The sequence below is a fragment of the Achromobacter pulmonis genome (assembly GCF_902859765.1).
Taxonomy (GTDB): Bacteria; Pseudomonadota; Gammaproteobacteria; order Burkholderiales; family Burkholderiaceae_B; genus Achromobacter; species Achromobacter pulmonis.
The window spans coordinates 230,112-248,664 of sequence record NZ_CADIJV010000002.1; the positions used below are offsets into that span (position 1 = coordinate 230,112).

Below are 18,553 nucleotides of genomic sequence, written 5' to 3' on the forward strand. Positions count from 1 at the left end.
GGTGGGCGCCGAGGCCAGCGCCGGGGCATCATTCTAGAATCTCGCGGCGGGCTCAGGCCGCCGCGGACGCGGGCCGGCGGCCCCGCGCGGCATACAGGGCGGCCAGCCATACCCCCGCGCCGGCCCCGACGGCGGTCCAGAAGCCCGTGCCGACGCCATACCGGTCGACGATCCAGCCGGCCAGCGCCGCGCCCCCCGCCACCCCCGCGCCCAGCCCCGTCACCAGCCAGGTCAGGCCTTCGGTCAGGCGCCTTCCGGGCACGGTGTTCTCCACCAGCGCCATGGCAATGATCATGGTCGGCGCGAACGACAGGCCGGCCAGCAACACCCCCAACGACAGGCTCAGCAGATCGCTCACCAGCAGCAGCGGCAAGGTCGTCAAGGCGGTGATGCTGGCGGCGATGGCCAGCATGCGCGCCAGCGGCATCCGGAACGTCAGCACGCCGAATGCCAGCCCGGCAACGCAGGAACCGAAGGCATAGGCCGACAGCACCACGCCGGCCCCCGCCGGCAGCCCCTGCTGGCGCGCGAACGCCAAGCTCATCACGTCGATGGTGCCCACGATGACGCCCATCGCCGCCATCATCGCGGTCAGTTGGCGCATCAGCGGCATCCCCAGCACCGAGGTCTCGCGTCCGGCCGCCGGCGGCTGCACCCTCGGCGCCGTGGCCCGCTGCAGCACGAAGGCAGTGACGCCCAGGCCCAGCAAAATCGCCGCGCCCAGCGGGCCGGCCTCGGGGAACAGGACGACGCACAGCCCCACCGCCAATGGCGGCCCGATGATGAAGCTGACCTCATCCAGTACCGACTCCAGCGCGTAGGCGGTGCGCAATTGCGGGCGGTCGCGATAGATCTCGGTCCAGCGCGCGCGCGCCATGGCGGGCATGCTCGGCAGGCTGCCCGCGAGCGCCGCAAACACGAACAAGGTCCAGTCCGGCGCCTGCCATCGCACGCACAAGGCCAAGCCTGCCAGCCCGGCAACGCTGGCACCAGCGGCCAGCAGCAGGATGCGGCCCTGGCCATGGCGATCCACCAGGCGGGAAATGTGCGGCGCCAGCAGCGCCGTCGCCAGCGCGAAGGTGGCCGCCACCGCGCCCGCCAGGGAGTAGGAGCCGCGCACCTGGGACAGCATGGTGATGATGCCGATGCCGATCATCGGCAGCGCCAGCCGCGCCACCGCGCAGGCGGCAACGAAGGCGGTGGCGCCGGGCGCCTGGAACAGTTCACGATAGGGGTTGGACACCGGGACCTCAGGCGATGTTGCGGCCCGGCGGGAGCGCCGGACAAATTTACATACGTAACGTATGTGAAATCGTATTCGCTCATGCGGCGACTGTCAATTAACATACGCTCCGTATGCCACTGGAGTCCGCCATGCCGCGCACCCGCGCCGAAATGATCGAAGAAACCCGCGCCAAGCTGCTGGCGACGGCGCGCGAGTCGTTCCGCCGCGCTGGCTATGCCGGTACATCAATGGATGACCTCACCGCCGCCGCCGGGCTGACCCGGGGAGCTTTGTATCACCATTTCGGTGACAAACAAGGCCTGCTGGCGGCGGTCGCGTCGCAGATCGACGACGAAATGGAACAGCGCCTGCAAGCGATTTCGCGCGCCGCGCCCAATGCCTGGACCGCTTTGCGCGAACGCTGCCGCGCCTACCTGGCGATGGCGGCCGAGCCCGAAATCCGGCGGATCGTGCTGCAGGACGCGCGCGCGGTGCTGGGCCCCGCCGATACCCTCGCGCAGGCACAATGCACCGCGTCGCTCGCCGCCCTGTTGCGGACCCTGATGGATCAGGGCGACCTCAAACCGGTCGAGCCCCGCGCGCTGGCGCGGCTGCTGCACGGCGGCCTGGCTGAAAGCGCCTTCTGGATCGCCGGCGACGAGGGTGAGGACCGGCTGGCGCACGCCCTGCAGGCGCTCGACCTGCTGCTGCAAGGCATGCGCCACCCCTGAAACGGCGCCAGGCATGGAATCGCCCAAACGCGGTATGGAATGCCGCGGCCTTCTTTGCTACGCTGGGTCACCCCTTGTGGAGGTCGTCCGACCATGAAGCCCAAGATCCGCGTGCTTTGCGTCCAGCCGTCGTCAGTGTCCGCGCGCTTCGCCTTCCTGGCGATCGCGCTGCGATGGTCCCTGGGCGCGACGCCCCGGCCAGCGCGGTTGCGGATCGGCCCGCACGATCTGGCGCCGATCGGCTCGGAAACCGCCTTCTGGCTATTCGCGCTGCGCCATGCGTTTGCATCGCAATCCATGCTGGTCACGCGCGGCGATCACTGGGACGTCGCCGCCTCGGTCGACGGCGATGAAATCCGCGCCTTCGGCCGCAAGTTCGCGCTGCGGCAGTGCCTCTGAGGCGGCCGCGCAGCGCCCTCTTTTCACAGCTTTGCGGGCGGTTTGCGGTGATAGGCCGCCAGTTGCTCGGCGGTCCAGCGCTGCCGCGCCTCTTCCTGGCAGCAGGTCCTGAATATCCGCGCGCCCACATCCAGGAAGCGATGCAGATCGTCCCCGGTCAGCTTGCCCTGCACCGCCAGCAGACAATCCGCATACGCGGACAGGATGCCGTCCCATTGCTCGGGCCTGCCGGGCGCGACGGTCTTGCTGATCATGCGGGCCATCATCTCGCTGTGGTCCATCATGCTGTTTCCCCCGAAGCCTCGCCGCGACCACGAGGAACGCGGCGACATCACGGGCTTGAAGGCAGCAAGCGCCATGCCCGCCGTGGCGGGCGGGAGACGCACTGGCGGCACGGTGGAGAAATTACCACCGAAGCCGGTCAGAACTCCGGCAGGTCGAACACCGTATGCAGGGTGGAACTGGGCGCCGGCGCCGAGGCCAGGTGTTCGCGTCCGTCGTCGTCGGTCAGCACCCGCACCGGACGCGAGGCCACGGATACGCCATCGACGCTGACCACGGTTTCAACATCGGCGCCGGCCTTGATGGCCTCGATCACTTCGGACGCGGCCGCCGTCACGGGTTCGTTGACCCAGCCGGGCACGCCACGCTCGGCCAAGCCCCACCGCACATAGGCGACGTGGCCGCTGACGGCTTCCTTACGAACGGCGACGATCGCGTAAAACGACATCCGGGCCTCCCTCAAATCTGGTGGCCGGGATCGTATAACAACTTCACGGATCCGCGATGACAGCCGTCAGGGGTCGATATCGATGGGTTCAAAGGATTTCACCAGATCATCCAGTTGCTTCAACTGGGTCAGGAACGGTTCGAGCTTGTCCAGCGGCAAGGCGCTGGGACCGTCGCACTTGGCATGACGGGGGTCGGGATGGGCTTCCAGGAACAGGCCGGCAAGGCCCACGCCCATGCCCGCCCGCGCCAGTTCGGCGACCTGTTCGCGGCGTCCGCCAGAGGCCGCGTCCAGGGCCGAGCGCTGCTGCAGCGCGTGCGTGACGTCGAAGATCACCGGCCGGTTGCCGCTTACCTTCTTCATGACGCCAAAGCCGAGCATGTCCACCACCAGGTTGTCGTAGCCGAAGCTGGTGCCGCGGTCGCACAGGATGATCTGCTGATTGCCGGCCTCGGTGAACTTCTCGACGATGTTGAGCACCTGGGTGGGGCTGAGGAATTGCGGCTTCTTGATGTTGACGATACGGCCGGTCTTGGCCAGCGCCACCACCAGATCGGTCTGGCGGGCCAGGAACGCCGGCAATTGCAGGATGTCGGCCACTTCGGCCACGGGCGCGGCCTGCCATGGCTCATGCACGTCGGTGATCACCGGCACGCCGAAGTTCTGCTTGACCGCCTCGAAGATCTTCATGCCCTCTTCCAGGCCCGGACCGCGAAAGGAGTGGATCGATGACCGGTTGGCCTTGTCGAACGAGGCCTTGAACACATAGGGAATGCCGAGCCGGGTGGTCACGCGCTGGTATTCCTCGCAGGCGCGCAGGGCCAGATCCTTGGATTCCAGCACGTTGATCCCGCCGAACAGCACGAAAGGCTGGTCGTTGGCGCAGGTGATCGAGGGCGAGATGGCGACTTCCGGGGCGGTCATGATGGGGCGATCCTGTAATGGTGAAGCAGGTGACAAGTGCGTAATGTACAACCTGACGGCGTTGTGGGCCGACTACGAAACCGCCCCGTTGCCCGCAACCCGGGCAGTCAAACCGATGGATCGGCAGGAAACCCTGCTACAACATAACCAGGGCGCCAATGCCCCGGATTTCGACGATGAGCTCAACCAGGACTACGGCCGCGAGCAAGCCGGCGGGTGCCCCTGCTCCGGGACATCCGCCAGCCGGCCAAACTTGCACGCCGGGCTGGCGTAGCAGCGCCGGGCCCTGCGGCGGCGGACCATCCGGCGCCGGCTCCACCACGTGAGACAAGCATGGGATTCCTCGACGCGCTGTTCCGGCGCAAACCCACGCAAGACCAGTTCGCCGCGCTGTTCATCGCCGCCGTGCGGCAGCGGGGCTTCACCGGCAACCTGGACTACAAGGCGGATGAATTCCGGTTGCTGCACGGCGAAAGCGCGTACTTCAATCTGCACAACGCATACCGCGCCTATTGCGATGCGCCTGGCGGGCAACGCCAGGGGGCGCTGCAGGGCTATGTCTCGACCCTGCTGACCAGCAGCCAGACGCACCCGGCATCGCTGGCCGAGGCCCGCCCGCTGCTGCGGCCCGTGATCCGCGGCCGCGCCATGCTCGAAGCGGTACGCATGCACCACCTGCGCAACGACGGCAACGACGACGCCCCCCCTCCGGCACTACGCCCTTTCGGCGATGATTGTGTGGTGTTGCTCGCGCTGGACCATCCCGAGTCCATCGCCATGCTCACCACCGGACCCGATGAAGCATGGGGCCTGTCGTTCGACGACGCCCTGGAAATCGCCATCGACAATCTGCGCGAATCCGTCGACCACTTCGTGGAGGTGGCGCCGGGCGTGTACGGCGGCGGCTGGGAAGACGGCTACGACATCAGCCGCGCGCTGCTACCCGACATGCTGGAACGCATCCCGGCGCGCGGCCGCCCGATATTCATGATGCCGACCCGCGACCTGCTGCTGGTCAGCGGCGACAACGACGATGCCGGGCTGTTGAAGATGACCGAACTCTGCCTGCAGGTGGTGGAGCATGGGCGCCCCGTCTCCGCCTGCATGTACCGCTACGGCGATGCCGGGGTCGAACGCTACCTGCCGCGGCAGCAACCTCTCATCGGCCTGCAGGCGCACCTGGCGCGGGTGCTGGCCCAGGGCGACTACGACGCGCAGAAAGAAGCCCTGGACCGCCTGCACGAAGCACGCGGGATCGACGTGTTCGTGGCGTCCTACAACCTGTTCACGCAGAACGATGCCGCAGCCGCCTCGTTCTCACTGGCCACCTGGACGCGTGGCGTGGACACCTTGCTGCCCAAGGTCGATCGCCTGGCATTAGTGCGCCCCGAGGCCAGCGATGAGCTTGGCGAGGTCCGGGTGGTGAGTTGGGAGCAGGCGGCCGCCGAATTGGCGCCGCTGCTCGAACCCGAAGACTGCTATCCGGTGCGCTATCGCACCCGGGGCTTTCCGGACGATACGCAATTGGCGCGGCTGCGCGCCGTGGATTGATCGATATCCCGGCCCGCGACCGCCGCGCCCGGCGCTGCTACGCCTGCGACGCCCGTTCGCTCACCAGGCGGTACGCCAGCGCGCCGATGATCGCGCCGGCGATCGGCGCCACCCAGAACAGCCACAGTTGCTCCAGCGCCCAGCCGCCGACAAACAGCGCGGGGCCGGTGGAACGCGCCGGATTCACCGAGGTATTGGTGACCGGGATGCTGACCAGGTGGATCAGCGTCAGCGCCAGGCCGATCGGGATGGCCGCGAAACCCGCCGGCGCGCGCTTGGACGTCGCGCCCAGGATCACGAACAGGAAACCCGCCGTCATCACGATTTCGGTGACCAGGGCGGCGGCCATCGAATATTTGCCCGGCGAATGGGCGCCAAAGCCGTTGGCGGCAAAGCCGCTGGCCTGCAGGTCGAAGCCCTGCTGGCCATTGGCGATCACCGCCAGCACCGCCGCCGCCGCAACCGCACCCAACACCTGCGCCACCACGTACGGCAGGATCTCACGGGCCGGGAAACGGCCGCCGGCAACCAGCCCGACCGTGACCGCGGGATTGAAATGCCCGCCCGAGATGTGGCCCACGGCGAATGCCATGGTCAGCACCGTCAGGCCGAACGCCAGCGCGACACCGGCAAAGCCGATGCCCAGTTGCGGGAATCCCGCCGCCAGCACCGCCGCGCCGCAACCGCCCAGCACCAGCCAGAACGTGCCGAAGAATTCCGCGCCGCAGCGCTTCGAAAGTGGGTACATGTTTCGCCCTCCGCGATTGAAAACGCGACGGTAGCGCGAGGCGGGCGTTACGACTTCAAAGCAATGTAAATTCCAGGCGATTCTTGACGATGCTTGACGATGTCGATGACCGCATCGACGATCATGCGCTGTCGCTTGCCGTAACGCGACGACGTTGCTACCTTTGGCACGTCTCGATTACCGACAGGAGCGCGACCGCCATGACCATTGTCGTTTACGCCACCAATGCCCGCGCGCTCTGGGAGACCATCCAGGCCGACATCGCCCCCATCGGCGCCAAGGCCACCTCCGGCGGCGGCAATACCTGGCGCAAGGACGACAGCGGCCGCGCCGCCAAGATCTATCGCGCCACGCCCACCGGCCAGCATGACGAGCGCGCCTATTTCGTGGGCACGGTGCGCACCGGCCAGTTGATGCTGTTGGACCTGCTGCCCGGCAGCGAGCCGCTGACCTGGCCGCTGTTCGGCGCCTTGCACGGCCATCTGTCGGGTATGCTGCTGGCCACCTACCCCGATGCCATCCTGTCGCTGAACCTGTTCCCCAACCGCCCTACCGACGCCTGAGCACGCCGCACCGAGATGTTGCTATCGACAAGTACCCTGGCACTGCTGTCACTAGCCGTGCTGGCGTGGCGCATACGCCGCCGCCCGCCCGGCCTGGCCCCCCGCGACATCGGACGCGCGGCCGCTGGCGGCGCCGCGCTCTATCTGTTCATGGGCCCGCCGATCGGCGTCCTGGTGTTATCGCTGATGCTGGCCGTGGCGGCGCGCAGCGCCGAGCACCTGCTGACGTCGATCCTGCTGATCCCCTGGGCATACCTGTTTGGCGGCGTGCCCGCGCTGCTGAGCGGCCTGGTGGCCGGCGCCTGCAAACCCGCGCTCGCGTCGGGGCGCGCGTATTGCCTGGCCGGCCTGGTGGGCGGGTTGTACGGCACGGTGTTCCTGCTGGGTTTATCGAGCCGCGACGGCGCCTGGCACGAACTGCCGGTGCCACTGATCGCCGGCGGCGTGCCCGGACTGGTGGCCGGGGCGCTGTGCGCGCGGGCGCTGTATGGCAGGCGCGGGACTGCGGCCAGCGCGAACGGCTGATGCGCGGGATCAACCGCCGGTGGCTCGGCGCAAGCGTTCCATTTCGGCCCGGTTCAGCCGTTTCGCCTCGTCTTCGGCGTAGTCGCGCTCGCCAGCCTCGTATTTGCCTTCATAGATGCAACTGCTGCGGCTCAAGCGGCACTCCAGGCTGACGCGCGACGAATCGGGGCCAGATGAGGCGGGCGAAGACCAGGGATTGGGCGTGGAAGACGAAGAACAGCCGGCGAGCGCGGCAAGCAGCAGCACCAAGCCACCGCGGCCAAGTAATTGAATCGACACTATTCACCCTCGCTCGACTAGGAATACGACAGGCTTCTTTATAGCAAGCGCGGCAAATGCCGGACAAGCGGCGGCCGGCACGCCCGGCCCGCCAAAGAAAAACCCCGCGACGCGCATGCGCCGCGGGGTGGCTGGACATCGTTGGCGCTGCGCCAGATCGGTGTCCGAATAGGGTTGGTGCGAAGGAGGGGACTCGAACCCCTACACCTGTTACGGCGTCAGGACCTAAACCTGGTGCGTCTACCAATTTCGCCACCTTCGCAAAGGCCAAGCCCGCTATTGTAGCTTGCTTGTTAAAATCTTGCGTTATGAATCCGCGCCTCGATGCCCTGCACCCCTACCCGTTCGAAAAACTGCGCGCCCTGCTGGCCTCGGCCGGCGCGCTGCCGGACGGCCTGACGCCCATCAATCTGTCGATCGGCGAGCCCAAACACGCGGCGCCGGAACGCATCGGGCAGGCCATCCGCGACCATCTTGGCGGCTTGTCGGTGTATCCGTCAACCAAGGGCGATCCCGCACTGCGCCAGGCCATCGCCCAGTGGTTGGCGCGGCGCTACAGCATTCCGGCGCCCGATGCCGATACCCAGGTGCTGCCGGCGCTGGGCTCGCGCGAGGCGCTGTTCGCCTTCACCCAGACGGTGATCGACCCGTCGGCCGGGTCGGTGGTGATCTGTCCCAACCCGTTCTACCAGATCTACGAGGGCGCCGCCGTTCTGGCCGGCGCCACCCCCTACTACGTCAACGCCGACGCGCTGCGCAATTTCGCCTGCGACTGGAACCAGGTGCCGGACGAGGTCTGGAAAAAGACCCGCATGGTGTTCGTGTGCTCGCCCGGCAACCCGGCCGGCAATGTCATGTCGCTGGACGAATGGGAAGACCTGTTCGCCCTGTCCGATCGCCACGGCTTCGTCATCGCCTCCGACGAATGCTATTCCGAGATCTATCTGGACGAAGGCAACCCGCCGTTGGGCGGCCTGCAGGCGGCGCGCCGGCTGGGCCGTGACGGCTACCACAACCTGATGGTGTTCTCCAGCCTGTCCAAGCGCTCCAACGTGCCGGGCCTGCGCTCGGGCTTCGTAGCGGGCGACGCCGCGCTGATCGGCCGTTTCCTGCTGTACCGCACGTATCATGGCAGCGCCATGAGCCCGCTGGTGTCGGCCGCCAGCATCGCCGCCTGGACCGACGAGACCCACGTCAAGGAAAACCGCCGCCTGTACCGCGAGAAGTTCGAGGCCGTGCTGCCGATCCTGCAGAACGTGCTGGACGTGCAACGTCCGCAGGCTTCGTTCTACCTGTGGGCGGCCACCCCGGGCTCGGATACCGCGTTCGTGCGCGACCTTTATGGCCGTACCGGTGTTACCGTGCTGCCGGGCAGTTTCCTGGCGCGCGAAGCCCACGGCGTGAATCCGGGCGAGGGGCGCATCCGCCTGGCCCTGGTGGCGCCCCTGGCCGACTGCGTGCAGGCGGCCGAACGCATCGCCCATTTCGTCCATACTTCTGTTTGATCAACCTTTTTGAAAAAAGCTGAGCCGCTATGACTCTCGACCTGCAGACCACCATCGAAAAAGCCTGGGACGACCGGGCCAACCTGTCGCCCGTCGACGCCAGCGCCGAAGTGCGCGAAGCCGTCGAACACACCATCGACGGGCTGGACCTGGGCCGCCTGCGCGTGGCCGAGAAAATCAACGATGACTGGGTCGTGCACCAGTGGATCAAGAAGGCCGTGCTGCTGTCGTTCCGCCTGTACGACAACGCCATCATGGGCCAGGCCCCGCTGCAGTTCTACGACAAGGTGCCGCTCAAGTTCTCGGAATACGGCGACAACGCCTTCAAGCAAGGCGGCTATCGCGTGGTGCCGCCCGCCGTCGCCCGCCGCGGCGCCTTCATCGGCCGCAACGTGGTGCTGATGCCCTCGTACGTCAATATCGGCGCCTACGTCGATGAGGGCACCATGGTCGACACCTGGGCCACCGTCGGCTCGTGCGCGCAGATCGGCAAGAACGTCCACCTGTCCGGCGGCGTCGGCATCGGCGGCGTGCTCGAGCCGCTGCAGGCCAATCCCACCATCATCGAAGACAACTGCTTCATCGGCGCCCGCTCGGAAGTGGTCGAAGGCGTGATCGTCGAAGAGAACTCGGTGCTGGCCATGGGCGTGTTCCTGTCGCAAAGCACCAAGATCTATGACCGCGCCACGGGCAAGATCACCTACGGCCGCGTGCCGTCCGGTTCGGTGGTGGTGCCGGGCTCGCTGCCCTCGGCCGACGGCTCGCACAGCCTGGCCTGCGCCGTCATCGTCAAGCGTGTCGACGCGCAGACCCGCGCCAAGACCAGCATCAACGATCTGCTGAGGGCGTAAATGTCGGCCCACGTTGTTCTGGATCTGGTCAAGGACCTGATCGCCCGTCCGTCGGTCACCCCGGCGGACGCCGATTGCCAGGCGACGCTGGCCGCGCGCCTGGCGCCGCTTGGCTTCACTTGCGAAACCATCGCCCAGGGCGGTGTCACCAACCTGTGGGCGCGCCGTGGCGACACGGCGCCGCTGGTGGTCTTCGCCGGCCACACTGACGTGGTGCCGCCGGGCCCGCGCGAAAAGTGGGAAAGCGATCCGTTCGTGCCCACCGAGCGCGACGGCTACCTGTATGGCCGCGGCGCCGCCGACATGAAAAGCTCGATCGCCGCCTTCGTGGTGGCGGCCGAGGAATTCGTGGCGGCCAACCCGCGGCACGGCGGCTCGATCGCCCTCTTGATCACGTCCGACGAGGAAGGCCCGTCGATCGACGGCACCGCCATCGTCTGTGACGCGCTCAAGGCGCGTGGCGAGCAGATGGACTATTGCATCGTCGGCGAACCCACTTCCGGTGACGTGCTCGGCGACACCTGCAAGAACGGCCGCCGCGGCTCGCTGTCGGGCAAGCTCACAGTCAAGGGCATCCAGGGCCACGTGGCCTACCCGCACCTGGCGCGCAACCCGGTGCACCAGTTGGCGCCGGCGCTGGCCGAGATCGTCGCGATCGAATGGGACCAGGGCAACGAGTACTTCCCGCCCACCACGTTCCAGGTCTCGAACCTGAACTCGGGCACGGGCGCCACCAACGTGGTGCCGGGCGAGGCGGTGGCGCTGTTCAACTTCCGTTTCTCCACCGCCAGCACGCCGGAAAGCTTGAAGGCACGGGTGCACGACGTGCTGGACCGCCATGGCCTGGAATACACGCTGGACTGGGAACTGGGCGGCGAGCCCTTCCTGACCCCGCGCGGTTCGCTGACCGATGCGCTGGTCAAGGCCATCCACGAGGAAACCGGCGTGACGGCCGAGCTGTCGACCACCGGCGGCACCTCCGATGGCCGCTTCATCGCCAAGATCTGCCCGCAGGTCATCGAGTTCGGCCCGTGCAACGCCACGATCCACAAGGTCAACGAGCGTATCGAGCTGGCCTCGCTGGACCCGCTGAAAAACATCTATCGGCGCACGCTGGAAAACCTCCTGCCCGCCAAGTAACAAAGCCCACATGTATCAATCCGCCCGCCAAGAACTGCTGACCCTGCGTGACCTGATCCGCTACGGTGTATCGCGCCTGAACGCCGCCCAGGTGGCGCTGGGACACGGCAGCGACAACGCCTGGGACGAGACGGTCTACCTGGTCCTGCACGCGCTGCACCTGCCGCTGGACACGCTGGAGCCCTTCCTGGACGCCCGCGTGCTCAGCGAAGAGCGCAACCGCGTGCTGGAGCTGATCGACCGCCGCGTCACCGAGCGCGTGCCGGCCGCCTATCTCACCAATGAGGCCTGGCTGCGCGGGCATCGCTTCTACGTGGACGCGCGCGTCATCGTGCCGCGCTCGCCCATCGCGGAGCTGCTGGACGAAGGCCTGTCGCCCTGGGTGCAGGACCCGCAGGCCGTCGACAGCGTGCTCGACATGTGCACTGGCTCGGGCTGCCTGGCGATCCTGGCGGCCCTGGCGTTCCCCCATGCCCAGGTGGATGCCGTCGACGTGTCGTCCGACGCGCTCGAAGTCGCCCGCCGCAACGTCGACGACTACGGCCTGGGCGACCGGCTGGCGCTGCACCAGAGCAATCTGTTCGACGCCCTGCCCGAACGCCAGTACGACGTGATCGTCTGCAACCCGCCCTACGTCAACAGCGGTTCGATGGACGTGCTGCCGCAGGAATACCGCCACGAGCCGCACCTGGCCCTGGCCGGCGGCGCCGACGGCATGGACCTGGTGCGCCGTATTCTTCAGGCGGCGCCGCGCTACCTGTCGGAGAACGGCGTGCTGGTGCTGGAGATCGGCCACGAGCGCGAGTTCTTCGAAGCCGCCTTCCCTGAACTGTCGCCGGTATGGCTCGACACGGCGGAAGCGTCGGATCAGTTGCTGTTGCTGACCCGCGAGCAGTTGACGACGTGATCCGCGCCTCTGGATTGACCTTGCGGCGCGGCACCAAGGTGCTGCTGGACGACGCCGAATTCGTGGTGCACCCGGGCGAGCGTGTCGGCATCGTCGGCAAGAACGGCGCCGGCAAATCGTCGCTGTTCGCCCTGCTGACGGGCGCGCTGGACCTGGACGCCGGCAATCTGGCGCTGCCGGCCGGCTGGCGCATCGCCAGCGTCGAACAGGAGCTGCGCGCCGACGACCGCCCTGCGCGCGAATTCGTCATCGACGGCGACACGCCGCTGCGCGCGCTGCAGGCGCGCCGCGCCGAACTCACCGACGACCAGGGCACGCAGATCGCCGAAGTCGAGGCGGCGCTGGTCGAGGCCGGCGCCTGGAGCGCGGCCTCGCGCGCCGAGCAGTTGCTGGCCGGCCTGGGCTTCAAGCCGGCCGAATGGACGCAGCCGGTGGCGAGCTTCTCCGGCGGCTGGCGCATGCGCCTGGCGCTGGCGCGCGCGCTGATGGCGCCGTCCGACCTGCTGCTGCTGGACGAGCCCACCAACCACTTGGACCTGGATGCCATGCTGTGGCTGGAGAAATGGCTGGCCGCCTATCCCGGCACCGTCATGCTGATCTCCCACGACACCGAGTTCCTGGACGCGGTGGCCAAGTCCATTCTGCATTTCGACCACGCCAAGCTGGTGCGCTACCGCGGCGGCTACGGCGACTTCCTGACGCAGCGCGCCGAGCGCCTGCGCCAGACCAACATCGCCTACGAGCGCCAGACGCGCGAAGCCGCGCGCCTGCAAGGCTTCATCGACCGCTTCAAGGCCAAAGCCTCCAAGGCCAAGCAGGCCCAGAGCCGGGTCAAGGCCCTGGCGCGCATGCAGGTGCTGGCGCCGCTGCACGCCGAGGCCGGCATCGACATCCGCATCCCCTCGCCCGATCAGGTGCCGGACCCGCTGCTGACGCTGGAGCACCTGTCGGCCGGCTACACCGACGCCGCCGGCCAAGCCGTGCCGATCCTGCGCGACGTGACGCTGATGGTGCGCGCCGGCAGCCGCGTCGGCGTGCTGGGCGCCAACGGCGCCGGCAAGAGCACGCTGATCAAGACCCTGGCGGAAGAACTGCCGGTGCAGGCCGGCGAGCGCCGCGCCTCGCGCGGCCTGGCGATCGGTTACTTCCACCAGCACCAGCTCGACATGCTGGATGTGGACAGCACGCCGCTGGCCCATCTGGCGCGGCTGTCGCCGGACACGCGCGAGCAGGAACTGCGCAACTACCTGGGCGGTTTCGGCTTCTCGGGCGACACGGTCAACAGCAAGGTCGGCCCGATGTCGGGCGGCGAGAAAGCCCGCCTGGCGCTGTCGCTGATCGTGTGGCAGAAGCCCAACCTGCTGCTGCTGGACGAACCCAGCAACCACCTGGACGTCGAAACGCGCGAGGCCTTGGCCGCCGCGCTGGCCGAATTCGGCGGCAGCATGCTGTTGGTGTCGCACGATCGCCACCTGTTGCGCACGACCGTGGACAGCTTCTGGATCGTTGCCGACGGCGCCGTGCGCGAGTTCGACGGCGACCTGGAGGACTACCGCGACTGGTTGGCCGCCCGCAATGCCGGCGAGCGCGCCGAAGCGGCCCGTGAAAACGCCGAGAACGGCGAGGCCGTGGTCGACCGCAAGGCGCAACGGCGCGCCGAGGCCGAACAACGCCAACGCCTGTCGGCGCTACGCAAGCCGCTGGAAGCCAAGCTGGCCAAGGTCGAGGCCGACATGGAAAAGCTGCGGACCAAGCTGCAGGCGCTGGATGCGGTCATCGCCGACCCGGATCTGTATTCCGACGCGCGCCGCGCGGAGCGCCAGAAGGTCATGGCCGAACACGGCGAGTACGGCAAGCGCATGGAGACGCTGGAAGAACAGTGGCTCGAATTGCAGGGTTCGCTGGAAGAAATCGGGCAGACGGAAGTCTGACCCCCTGGGGCGGGCGGCGCCTGCAGCCCGCCCCAGGCATGCCATGCGCTGAAACCGCAGCTAACAACAATAATTATCATTTATAATTCGTCGCAAATCTGACTCTCACCTGGCGCCAGGCGATCGCGACATGTCTTCGCTTACCAACGTATTCCTCCGGCACTACCGCGAAGTGCTGGGCTTTCTTTCCCTGCGCACCGGCTCGCGTGACGTGGCCCAGGATTGCGCCCAGGACACGTGGATCAAGCTGGCCGAATTCCGGGACAAGACGCTGCCGGACAACGAACGCGCCTATGTCTTTCGGGTGGCGGCCAACATCGCCACCGACTGGCATCGGCGCCGGGGCCGCGAAATCACCGCCCTGGCCGATTACGCCGCCGCCCAGCCGCCGGCGTTCGAGGCCGACACGCTGGACGTCGCCTCGGCCAACCAACTGCTGCACCGGCTCGAAGCCGCCCTGCTGCGCCAGCCGCGCCGCAGTCTCGACGTCTTCGTCCTGCATCGCCACGAAGGGCTGACCTACCGCGCCATCGCCGAGCGCCTCGCGATCTCGGTCAGCGCGGTCGAGAAACACATGATGCGCATCCTGCTGGCCTGCGACCAGGCCTTGACCGCGTGAACAAGGCCGCCGCCCAAGGCAACGCCACGGCCGCCGACGAACAGGCCTCGCGCTGGGTCATCCGGCGCAGCGGCCAGCCTCTGGACGCGCAGGCGCAGGCGGAATTCGACGCCTGGTACCACGCCGATCCCCGCCATGCCGCCGCCTTTGACCGGCTGGCGCGGGTATGGCGCCGCATGGGCGAGATCGACCGCGGCAAGCTGACCATCCGCCCTCCTCGCAAACGCCGCGCGGTACTGGCCCTGGCGCTCGCCACGACCGCGGGCGTGGCCGCCTATTCCCTGCGCGACTTCCGGCCGGACGCCGACTACGCCAGCGGCACACAGCCGCTGCGCGTGGCCCTGCCCGACGGCTCCCGCGCCATCCTGGACGCGCATTCGGCCATCGCCGTGGACTTCGGGCCGGGCAAGCGCGAGGTGCGCCTGCTGTCCGGTCGGGCGCTGTTCGAGGCCACGCCCCGCGGCGCCGACGGCCCCGCCTTCACGGTCGTCACCGCGGACGCCAGCGCCACGGCCCTGGGCACGCGCTACACCGTCGCACGTGACACCGACGCGACCCGCATCACCGTCTACCAGCACCAGGTGGCGGTGCAATGCCTGGCCTGCGCCGCCGGGCAGCCGCAGACCCTCGAACCTGGGCAACGCATCACGGTCTCGGCCCGCGGCATGATCCGCGACCCGGCCCCGCGCGAAACCGCGCCCGCCTGGAGTCAGGGCCTGCTGGCCTTCAACGACACCGCGCTGCCCGACGCCGCCGCGCAGTTGGCGCGCTACACCGGCAAGCACATCCTGGTGGTGGGCGAACTGGCGCGCGGCACCCGCGTGTCCGGCACGGCGAGCATCGCCGATCCCAAGCGCGCGCTCGACCTGCTGCTGGCGCAGACCAAGGTCGGCATCACCGACCTGCCCGGCCTGCTGATCCTGCGCTGAGGGCTTGCCCTCGCAGGACTGGCGGGTCCGGCGCGCTCCGCATGGCAGGGGATCTCTGCATCGCGGGCGCATCGACGCTCCGCGACGCCGCGCTTTCACGCCCCCGCCACTCGCGATATCCCGAACTGCGCTCGCCGTCTTTCGCTGGTCTTCTCAATCGGTAAATAAGAATCAATATAAATTATTCATCAATTCTGCAATGAGGGATTGCGCCCTACGCGGCGTCCTACGGCTGACATCAACACAGCGTAGGACGTTTTCATGCCTCTCCCTCTTGACCGCAAACGCCGGCCCAGCGCCTCGGCCGCCCTCCTTTGCGTCATGCTGGCCATTACCGCGCCCGTCGCCGCCCAGCCGCCCGCGCGCACCATCGCGTATGACATTCCGTCGCAGGCATTGGGCGACGCCCTGCTCGCGCTCGGGCGCCAATCGGGCCTGGAGATCTCCTTCCCGCCGGCCGCCGTGGCGGGCAAGGTCTCGCCCGCGCTGCAAGGCGAGTACTCCGCCCTGCTGGCGCTGGACCGCCTGCTGGCCGGTTCCGGCCTGGCGCTGCGCGCCGACGGCCCGGGCCGCTACATTGTCTTCGTCGACAAGACCCATCCGTTCTCGACGTCGCGGCTGGAGCCCGTGCGGGTCTATGGCGAACAGGCCGGCGAGCGCATCTTTGGCCAGCAGGAAATCGCCGAAACGCCGTCGTCCAACCGCGACCTGAGCACACTGGTCGCCAGCCACCCGGCGGTGCGCACCAACCCGGGCGCCAGCGGCTCGCAAAACCGCGGCTCGCTCAACGTCGAGGACATCTCCTTCCACGGCTCGAGCCCCTACCAGAACCTGTTCCAGATCGACGGCATCGACGCCACCAACCGCGTCGATCCGGCCAGCAAGAATCTCAATCTGCAGGTCGGCAACGTCCCCAGCAACCCGCAGTCGTACTTCGTCGATACCAGTCTGCTGGAGGCGGTACGGGTCTACGACAGCTTCGTGCCGGTCGAATACGGCCGCTTCACCGGCGGCGTGGTGGACGCGCGGCTGCGCCGCTTCTCGGGCGAGAATCACCTGAAGTTTGACTACCGCTGGAACACTTCGAAGATGACGCGGCAGCAGGTGTCGGAAGGCGAGGAGAACAGCTGGGCGCAGGGCCAGCCGGGCTATTCCCCCGAATGGAAAAAGCGCTTCTACTCCGTGGTGGGTGACTTCGCCTTCGACGACAAATCCGGCGTGGTGCTGGCCATGTCGCGCCGTGAATCCGACATCACGCGCTGGAACATGGGGGTGGACGACAAGGGCCAGCCGCAGCAGGGTCAGGACACCTACCGCGACCGCGTCGACAACTTCCTGGGCAAGTTCAGCGTGCGCGCCAGCGCCGACACCACCGCCGACCTCACGCTGAAATACAGCGACCGCAGCGAGACGCTATCCAGCTACCTGTTCCGCGATACGCATTGGGACAACAACCACGGCGCCTACGGCCTGAGCGGCAACCTCGACCACCTGTTCCAGGGCGGGCGCTTCACGCTGCAGGCCGGCTGGGACCACGCCACCAGCGACCGCCAATCCGTCGGCGACGAACTGGTGACCTACCAACCCTACAAGCTGCCGCAATACACCGCGGGCGGCTTCGGCAAGGAACAGACGCGGCAGGACACCTGGACCCTCAAGGGCCGCGTCGACCTCGACCCGGTGCGCACCGGCATCTTCACCCACAGCCTGTACGCGGGCGCCGACCTGCAGCAGGTCGACGCGGGCTTCAAGCGCTTCCAGGATTCGTATTCGTTCCGCCGCGCCTACAACAACAAGGGCACCTACCAGGACTTCAGCAAGGTCCACTACCTGCCTGGCACGGTCAACGTGAAATACAACATGGCCAGCGTGTACCTGTCCGACCGCATCGAATGGCAACGGCTGGCACTGGACGCCGGGCTGCGCTACGACCGCGAGACCTTCCTGGGCAACACCAACGTGTCGCCGCGCACCCGCCTGGAATGGGACGTGCTGGGCTCGGGCGATACGCTGCTGAGCGCGGGCTGGTCGCGCTACTACGGCAGCGAAGTGCTGCAGACGGCGCTGGAAGCCGAACGCAGCCGCCTGCGCCGCCAGGTGCTCGACAGCAAGGGCAGGCCCGTGGCCGATGGCGGCAAGGAATACTTTGTCGATTACCGCGGCCTGCGCATGCCCTATGACGATGAATGGGCGGTGTCGCTGCGCCAACGCATGGCGGGCATCGAAGGCCTGCTGAGCTACGTGCATCGTAATGGCCGCGACCAATGGACCAAGCGCGGCACGCAGGCCGCGGGCTACACCTATGGCAACGACGGCTTTTCCACCACCGACGGCGTCAGCCTGACGCTGCGCACGCTGGAGCCCTGGCGCCTGGGGCCGACGCGCTGGAACATGCAGGCATCGTGGAGCTGGCAGAAGCGCAAGACCAACGGCGATCTGGTCACGGGCTACACCGCCGATGCGCGCGATCCGGATGACCGGGTGATCTACAACGGCTCGGAAATCCGCGCCATCGACCTGCCGCCCAGCACCTTCTACCAACCGCAGGTCGCCTCGCTCACGCTGATCGGCGCCTACCCGCGCGCGGGCCTGACCTGGAGCAACAAGCTGAACTGGCGCAGCAAGCGCGACGCCACCATCTACGTCGGCGTCGGCCCGCGGCCGCAATACCTCGACCGCTACGAATCGGGCGAATTGCCGTCGTACTGGACCTGGGACACCAAGCTGGCCTGGCAGCCAACGTTCGCGCGCAACCTGGAATTCACGGTGGAAGTGCTCAACTTGCTGAACCGCATGCCGGCGGTCACGGCCAGCAATCCGAACCTGAAGACCAACCGCAGCACGTTCCAGTCGGGGCGTGAGCTGTGGCTGCAGGTGGGGTATCGGTTCTGAAGCGGCGATGAAGCGGTGCGCAGGCATTCATCCGGTCTGACTTCGAAGCATCCCATCGCCCATTCGCCGGTTTGGCGCTGAGGTTCGCCGCCGTCCGCCGCGTC

At 67.6% G+C, this 18,553-nt stretch carries 20 protein-coding genes and 1 tRNA gene; 14 read left to right on the forward strand and 7 right to left on the reverse strand.

The annotated features are described in order from the left end of the window. Nucleotides 1-52: 52 nt before the first annotated feature. On the reverse strand, nucleotides 53-1,243 hold the full coding sequence (locus HV701_RS02635) for an MFS transporter (RefSeq protein ID WP_175131578.1): 1,191 nt from the start codon (nucleotides 1,241-1,243) through the stop codon (nucleotides 53-55). Between the two features lie 131 nt (nucleotides 1,244-1,374). Here HV701_RS02635 and HV701_RS02640 point away from each other — a divergent pair, with 131 nt between their 5' ends. Further along, nucleotides 1,375-1,956: a TetR/AcrR family transcriptional regulator gene (locus HV701_RS02640; protein WP_175131579.1), complete on the forward strand. Its 582-nt coding sequence runs from the start codon at nucleotides 1,375-1,377 to the stop codon at nucleotides 1,954-1,956. A gap of 93 nt (nucleotides 1,957-2,049) precedes the next feature. Continuing rightward, a complete protein-coding gene (locus HV701_RS02645; protein WP_175131580.1) occupies nucleotides 2,050-2,355 on the forward strand; it encodes a hypothetical protein in 306 nt (101 codons plus the stop codon). Nucleotides 2,356-2,378: 23 nt separating this feature from the next. Here HV701_RS02645 and HV701_RS02650 read toward each other — a convergent pair whose 3' ends face one another. The 3 genes from HV701_RS02650 to kdsA all read right to left on the reverse strand — a co-directional run bounded on the left by HV701_RS02650 (nucleotide 2,379) and on the right by kdsA (nucleotide 4,009). Continuing rightward, complete coding sequence (locus HV701_RS02650) at nucleotides 2,379-2,639, reverse strand: hypothetical protein (protein WP_236756331.1); 261 nt, start codon at nucleotides 2,637-2,639, stop codon at nucleotides 2,379-2,381. A gap of 137 nt (nucleotides 2,640-2,776) precedes the next feature. Continuing rightward, nucleotides 2,777-3,085, reverse strand: a complete 309-nt coding sequence (locus HV701_RS02655) for a carbohydrate isomerase (protein WP_175131581.1) — start codon at nucleotides 3,083-3,085, stop codon at nucleotides 2,777-2,779. Between the two features lie 66 nt (nucleotides 3,086-3,151). After that, nucleotides 3,152-4,009, reverse strand: a complete 858-nt coding sequence (gene kdsA / locus HV701_RS02660; RefSeq protein ID WP_175131582.1) for a 3-deoxy-8-phosphooctulonate synthase — start codon at nucleotides 4,007-4,009, stop codon at nucleotides 3,152-3,154. A gap of 43 nt (nucleotides 4,010-4,052) precedes the next feature. Here kdsA and HV701_RS02665 point away from each other — a divergent pair, with 43 nt between their 5' ends. Further along, nucleotides 4,053-4,283 (forward strand): HD domain-containing protein, encoded by a 231-nt coding sequence (locus HV701_RS02665; RefSeq protein ID WP_175131583.1) that lies wholly within the window; start codon nucleotides 4,053-4,055, stop codon nucleotides 4,281-4,283. A gap of 59 nt (nucleotides 4,284-4,342) precedes the next feature. Further along, entirely contained in the window at nucleotides 4,343-5,560 is a 1,218-nt protein-coding gene (locus HV701_RS02670) for a DUF1444 domain-containing protein (protein ID WP_175131584.1), read from the forward strand. Nucleotides 5,561-5,597: 37 nt separating this feature from the next. On the opposite strand, the gene aqpZ is transcribed toward HV701_RS02670, so the two are convergent. Next, on the reverse strand, nucleotides 5,598-6,308 hold the full coding sequence (aqpZ, locus tag HV701_RS02675) for an aquaporin Z (protein WP_175131585.1): 711 nt from the start codon (nucleotides 6,306-6,308) through the stop codon (nucleotides 5,598-5,600). A 200-nt stretch (nucleotides 6,309-6,508) separates the two neighbouring features. Between aqpZ and HV701_RS02680 the strand changes: the two genes are divergently transcribed. Together HV701_RS02680 and HV701_RS02685 are read left to right on the forward strand one after the other, a co-directional pair. After that, nucleotides 6,509-6,871 (forward strand): hypothetical protein, encoded by a 363-nt coding sequence (locus HV701_RS02680; RefSeq protein ID WP_175131586.1) that lies wholly within the window; start codon nucleotides 6,509-6,511, stop codon nucleotides 6,869-6,871. 15 nt (nucleotides 6,872-6,886) lie between these two features. After that, nucleotides 6,887-7,396, forward strand: a complete 510-nt coding sequence (locus HV701_RS02685; RefSeq protein ID WP_175131587.1) for a hypothetical protein — start codon at nucleotides 6,887-6,889, stop codon at nucleotides 7,394-7,396. A gap of 9 nt (nucleotides 7,397-7,405) precedes the next feature. Here HV701_RS02685 and HV701_RS02690 read toward each other — a convergent pair whose 3' ends face one another. Then, nucleotides 7,406-7,642 carry a hypothetical protein gene (locus HV701_RS02690; RefSeq protein ID WP_420867801.1) on the reverse strand — a complete coding sequence of 79 codons (237 nt, stop codon included), beginning with the start codon at nucleotides 7,640-7,642 and terminating at the stop codon, nucleotides 7,406-7,408. A 208-nt stretch (nucleotides 7,643-7,850) separates the two neighbouring features. Further along, a tRNA-Leu gene (locus tag HV701_RS02695) sits at nucleotides 7,851-7,937 on the reverse strand. Nucleotides 7,938-7,983: 46 nt separating this feature from the next. On the opposite strand from HV701_RS02695, the gene dapC reads away from it, so the two are divergent. From dapC to HV701_RS02735, 8 genes are all read left to right on the forward strand, one after another. Continuing rightward, entirely contained in the window at nucleotides 7,984-9,180 is a 1,197-nt protein-coding gene (dapC, locus tag HV701_RS02700) for a succinyldiaminopimelate transaminase (RefSeq protein WP_175131589.1), read from the forward strand. A 29-nt stretch (nucleotides 9,181-9,209) separates the two neighbouring features. Next, nucleotides 9,210-10,031, forward strand: a complete 822-nt coding sequence (gene dapD / locus HV701_RS02705; protein WP_175131590.1) for a 2,3,4,5-tetrahydropyridine-2,6-dicarboxylate N-succinyltransferase — start codon at nucleotides 9,210-9,212, stop codon at nucleotides 10,029-10,031. Next, nucleotides 10,032-11,171 carry a succinyl-diaminopimelate desuccinylase gene (gene dapE / locus HV701_RS02710; protein ID WP_175131591.1) on the forward strand — a complete coding sequence of 380 codons (1,140 nt, stop codon included), beginning with the start codon at nucleotides 10,032-10,034 and terminating at the stop codon, nucleotides 11,169-11,171. A gap of 10 nt (nucleotides 11,172-11,181) precedes the next feature. Continuing rightward, nucleotides 11,182-12,078, forward strand: coding sequence for a 50S ribosomal protein L3 N(5)-glutamine methyltransferase (gene prmB, locus HV701_RS02715; protein ID WP_175131592.1), 897 nt, complete (start codon nucleotides 11,182-11,184; stop codon nucleotides 12,076-12,078). Next, on the forward strand, nucleotides 12,075-14,009 hold the full coding sequence (locus tag HV701_RS02720) for an ABC-F family ATP-binding cassette domain-containing protein (RefSeq protein ID WP_175131593.1): 1,935 nt from the start codon (nucleotides 12,075-12,077) through the stop codon (nucleotides 14,007-14,009). Before prmB ends, HV701_RS02720 begins: the two co-directional genes overlap by 4 nt. 130 nt (nucleotides 14,010-14,139) lie before the next feature. After that, a complete protein-coding gene (locus HV701_RS02725) occupies nucleotides 14,140-14,628 on the forward strand; it encodes an RNA polymerase sigma factor (protein WP_175131594.1) in 489 nt (162 codons plus the stop codon). After that, nucleotides 14,625-15,557, forward strand: a complete 933-nt coding sequence (locus HV701_RS02730; protein WP_175131595.1) for a FecR family protein — start codon at nucleotides 14,625-14,627, stop codon at nucleotides 15,555-15,557. The genes HV701_RS02725 and HV701_RS02730 overlap by 4 nt, the downstream gene beginning before the upstream one ends. Before the next feature lie 321 nt (nucleotides 15,558-15,878). After that, complete coding sequence (locus HV701_RS02735) at nucleotides 15,879-18,449, forward strand: TonB-dependent receptor plug domain-containing protein (RefSeq protein WP_420867802.1); 2,571 nt, start codon at nucleotides 15,879-15,881, stop codon at nucleotides 18,447-18,449. The last annotated feature ends 104 nt before the right edge of the window (nucleotides 18,450-18,553 follow it).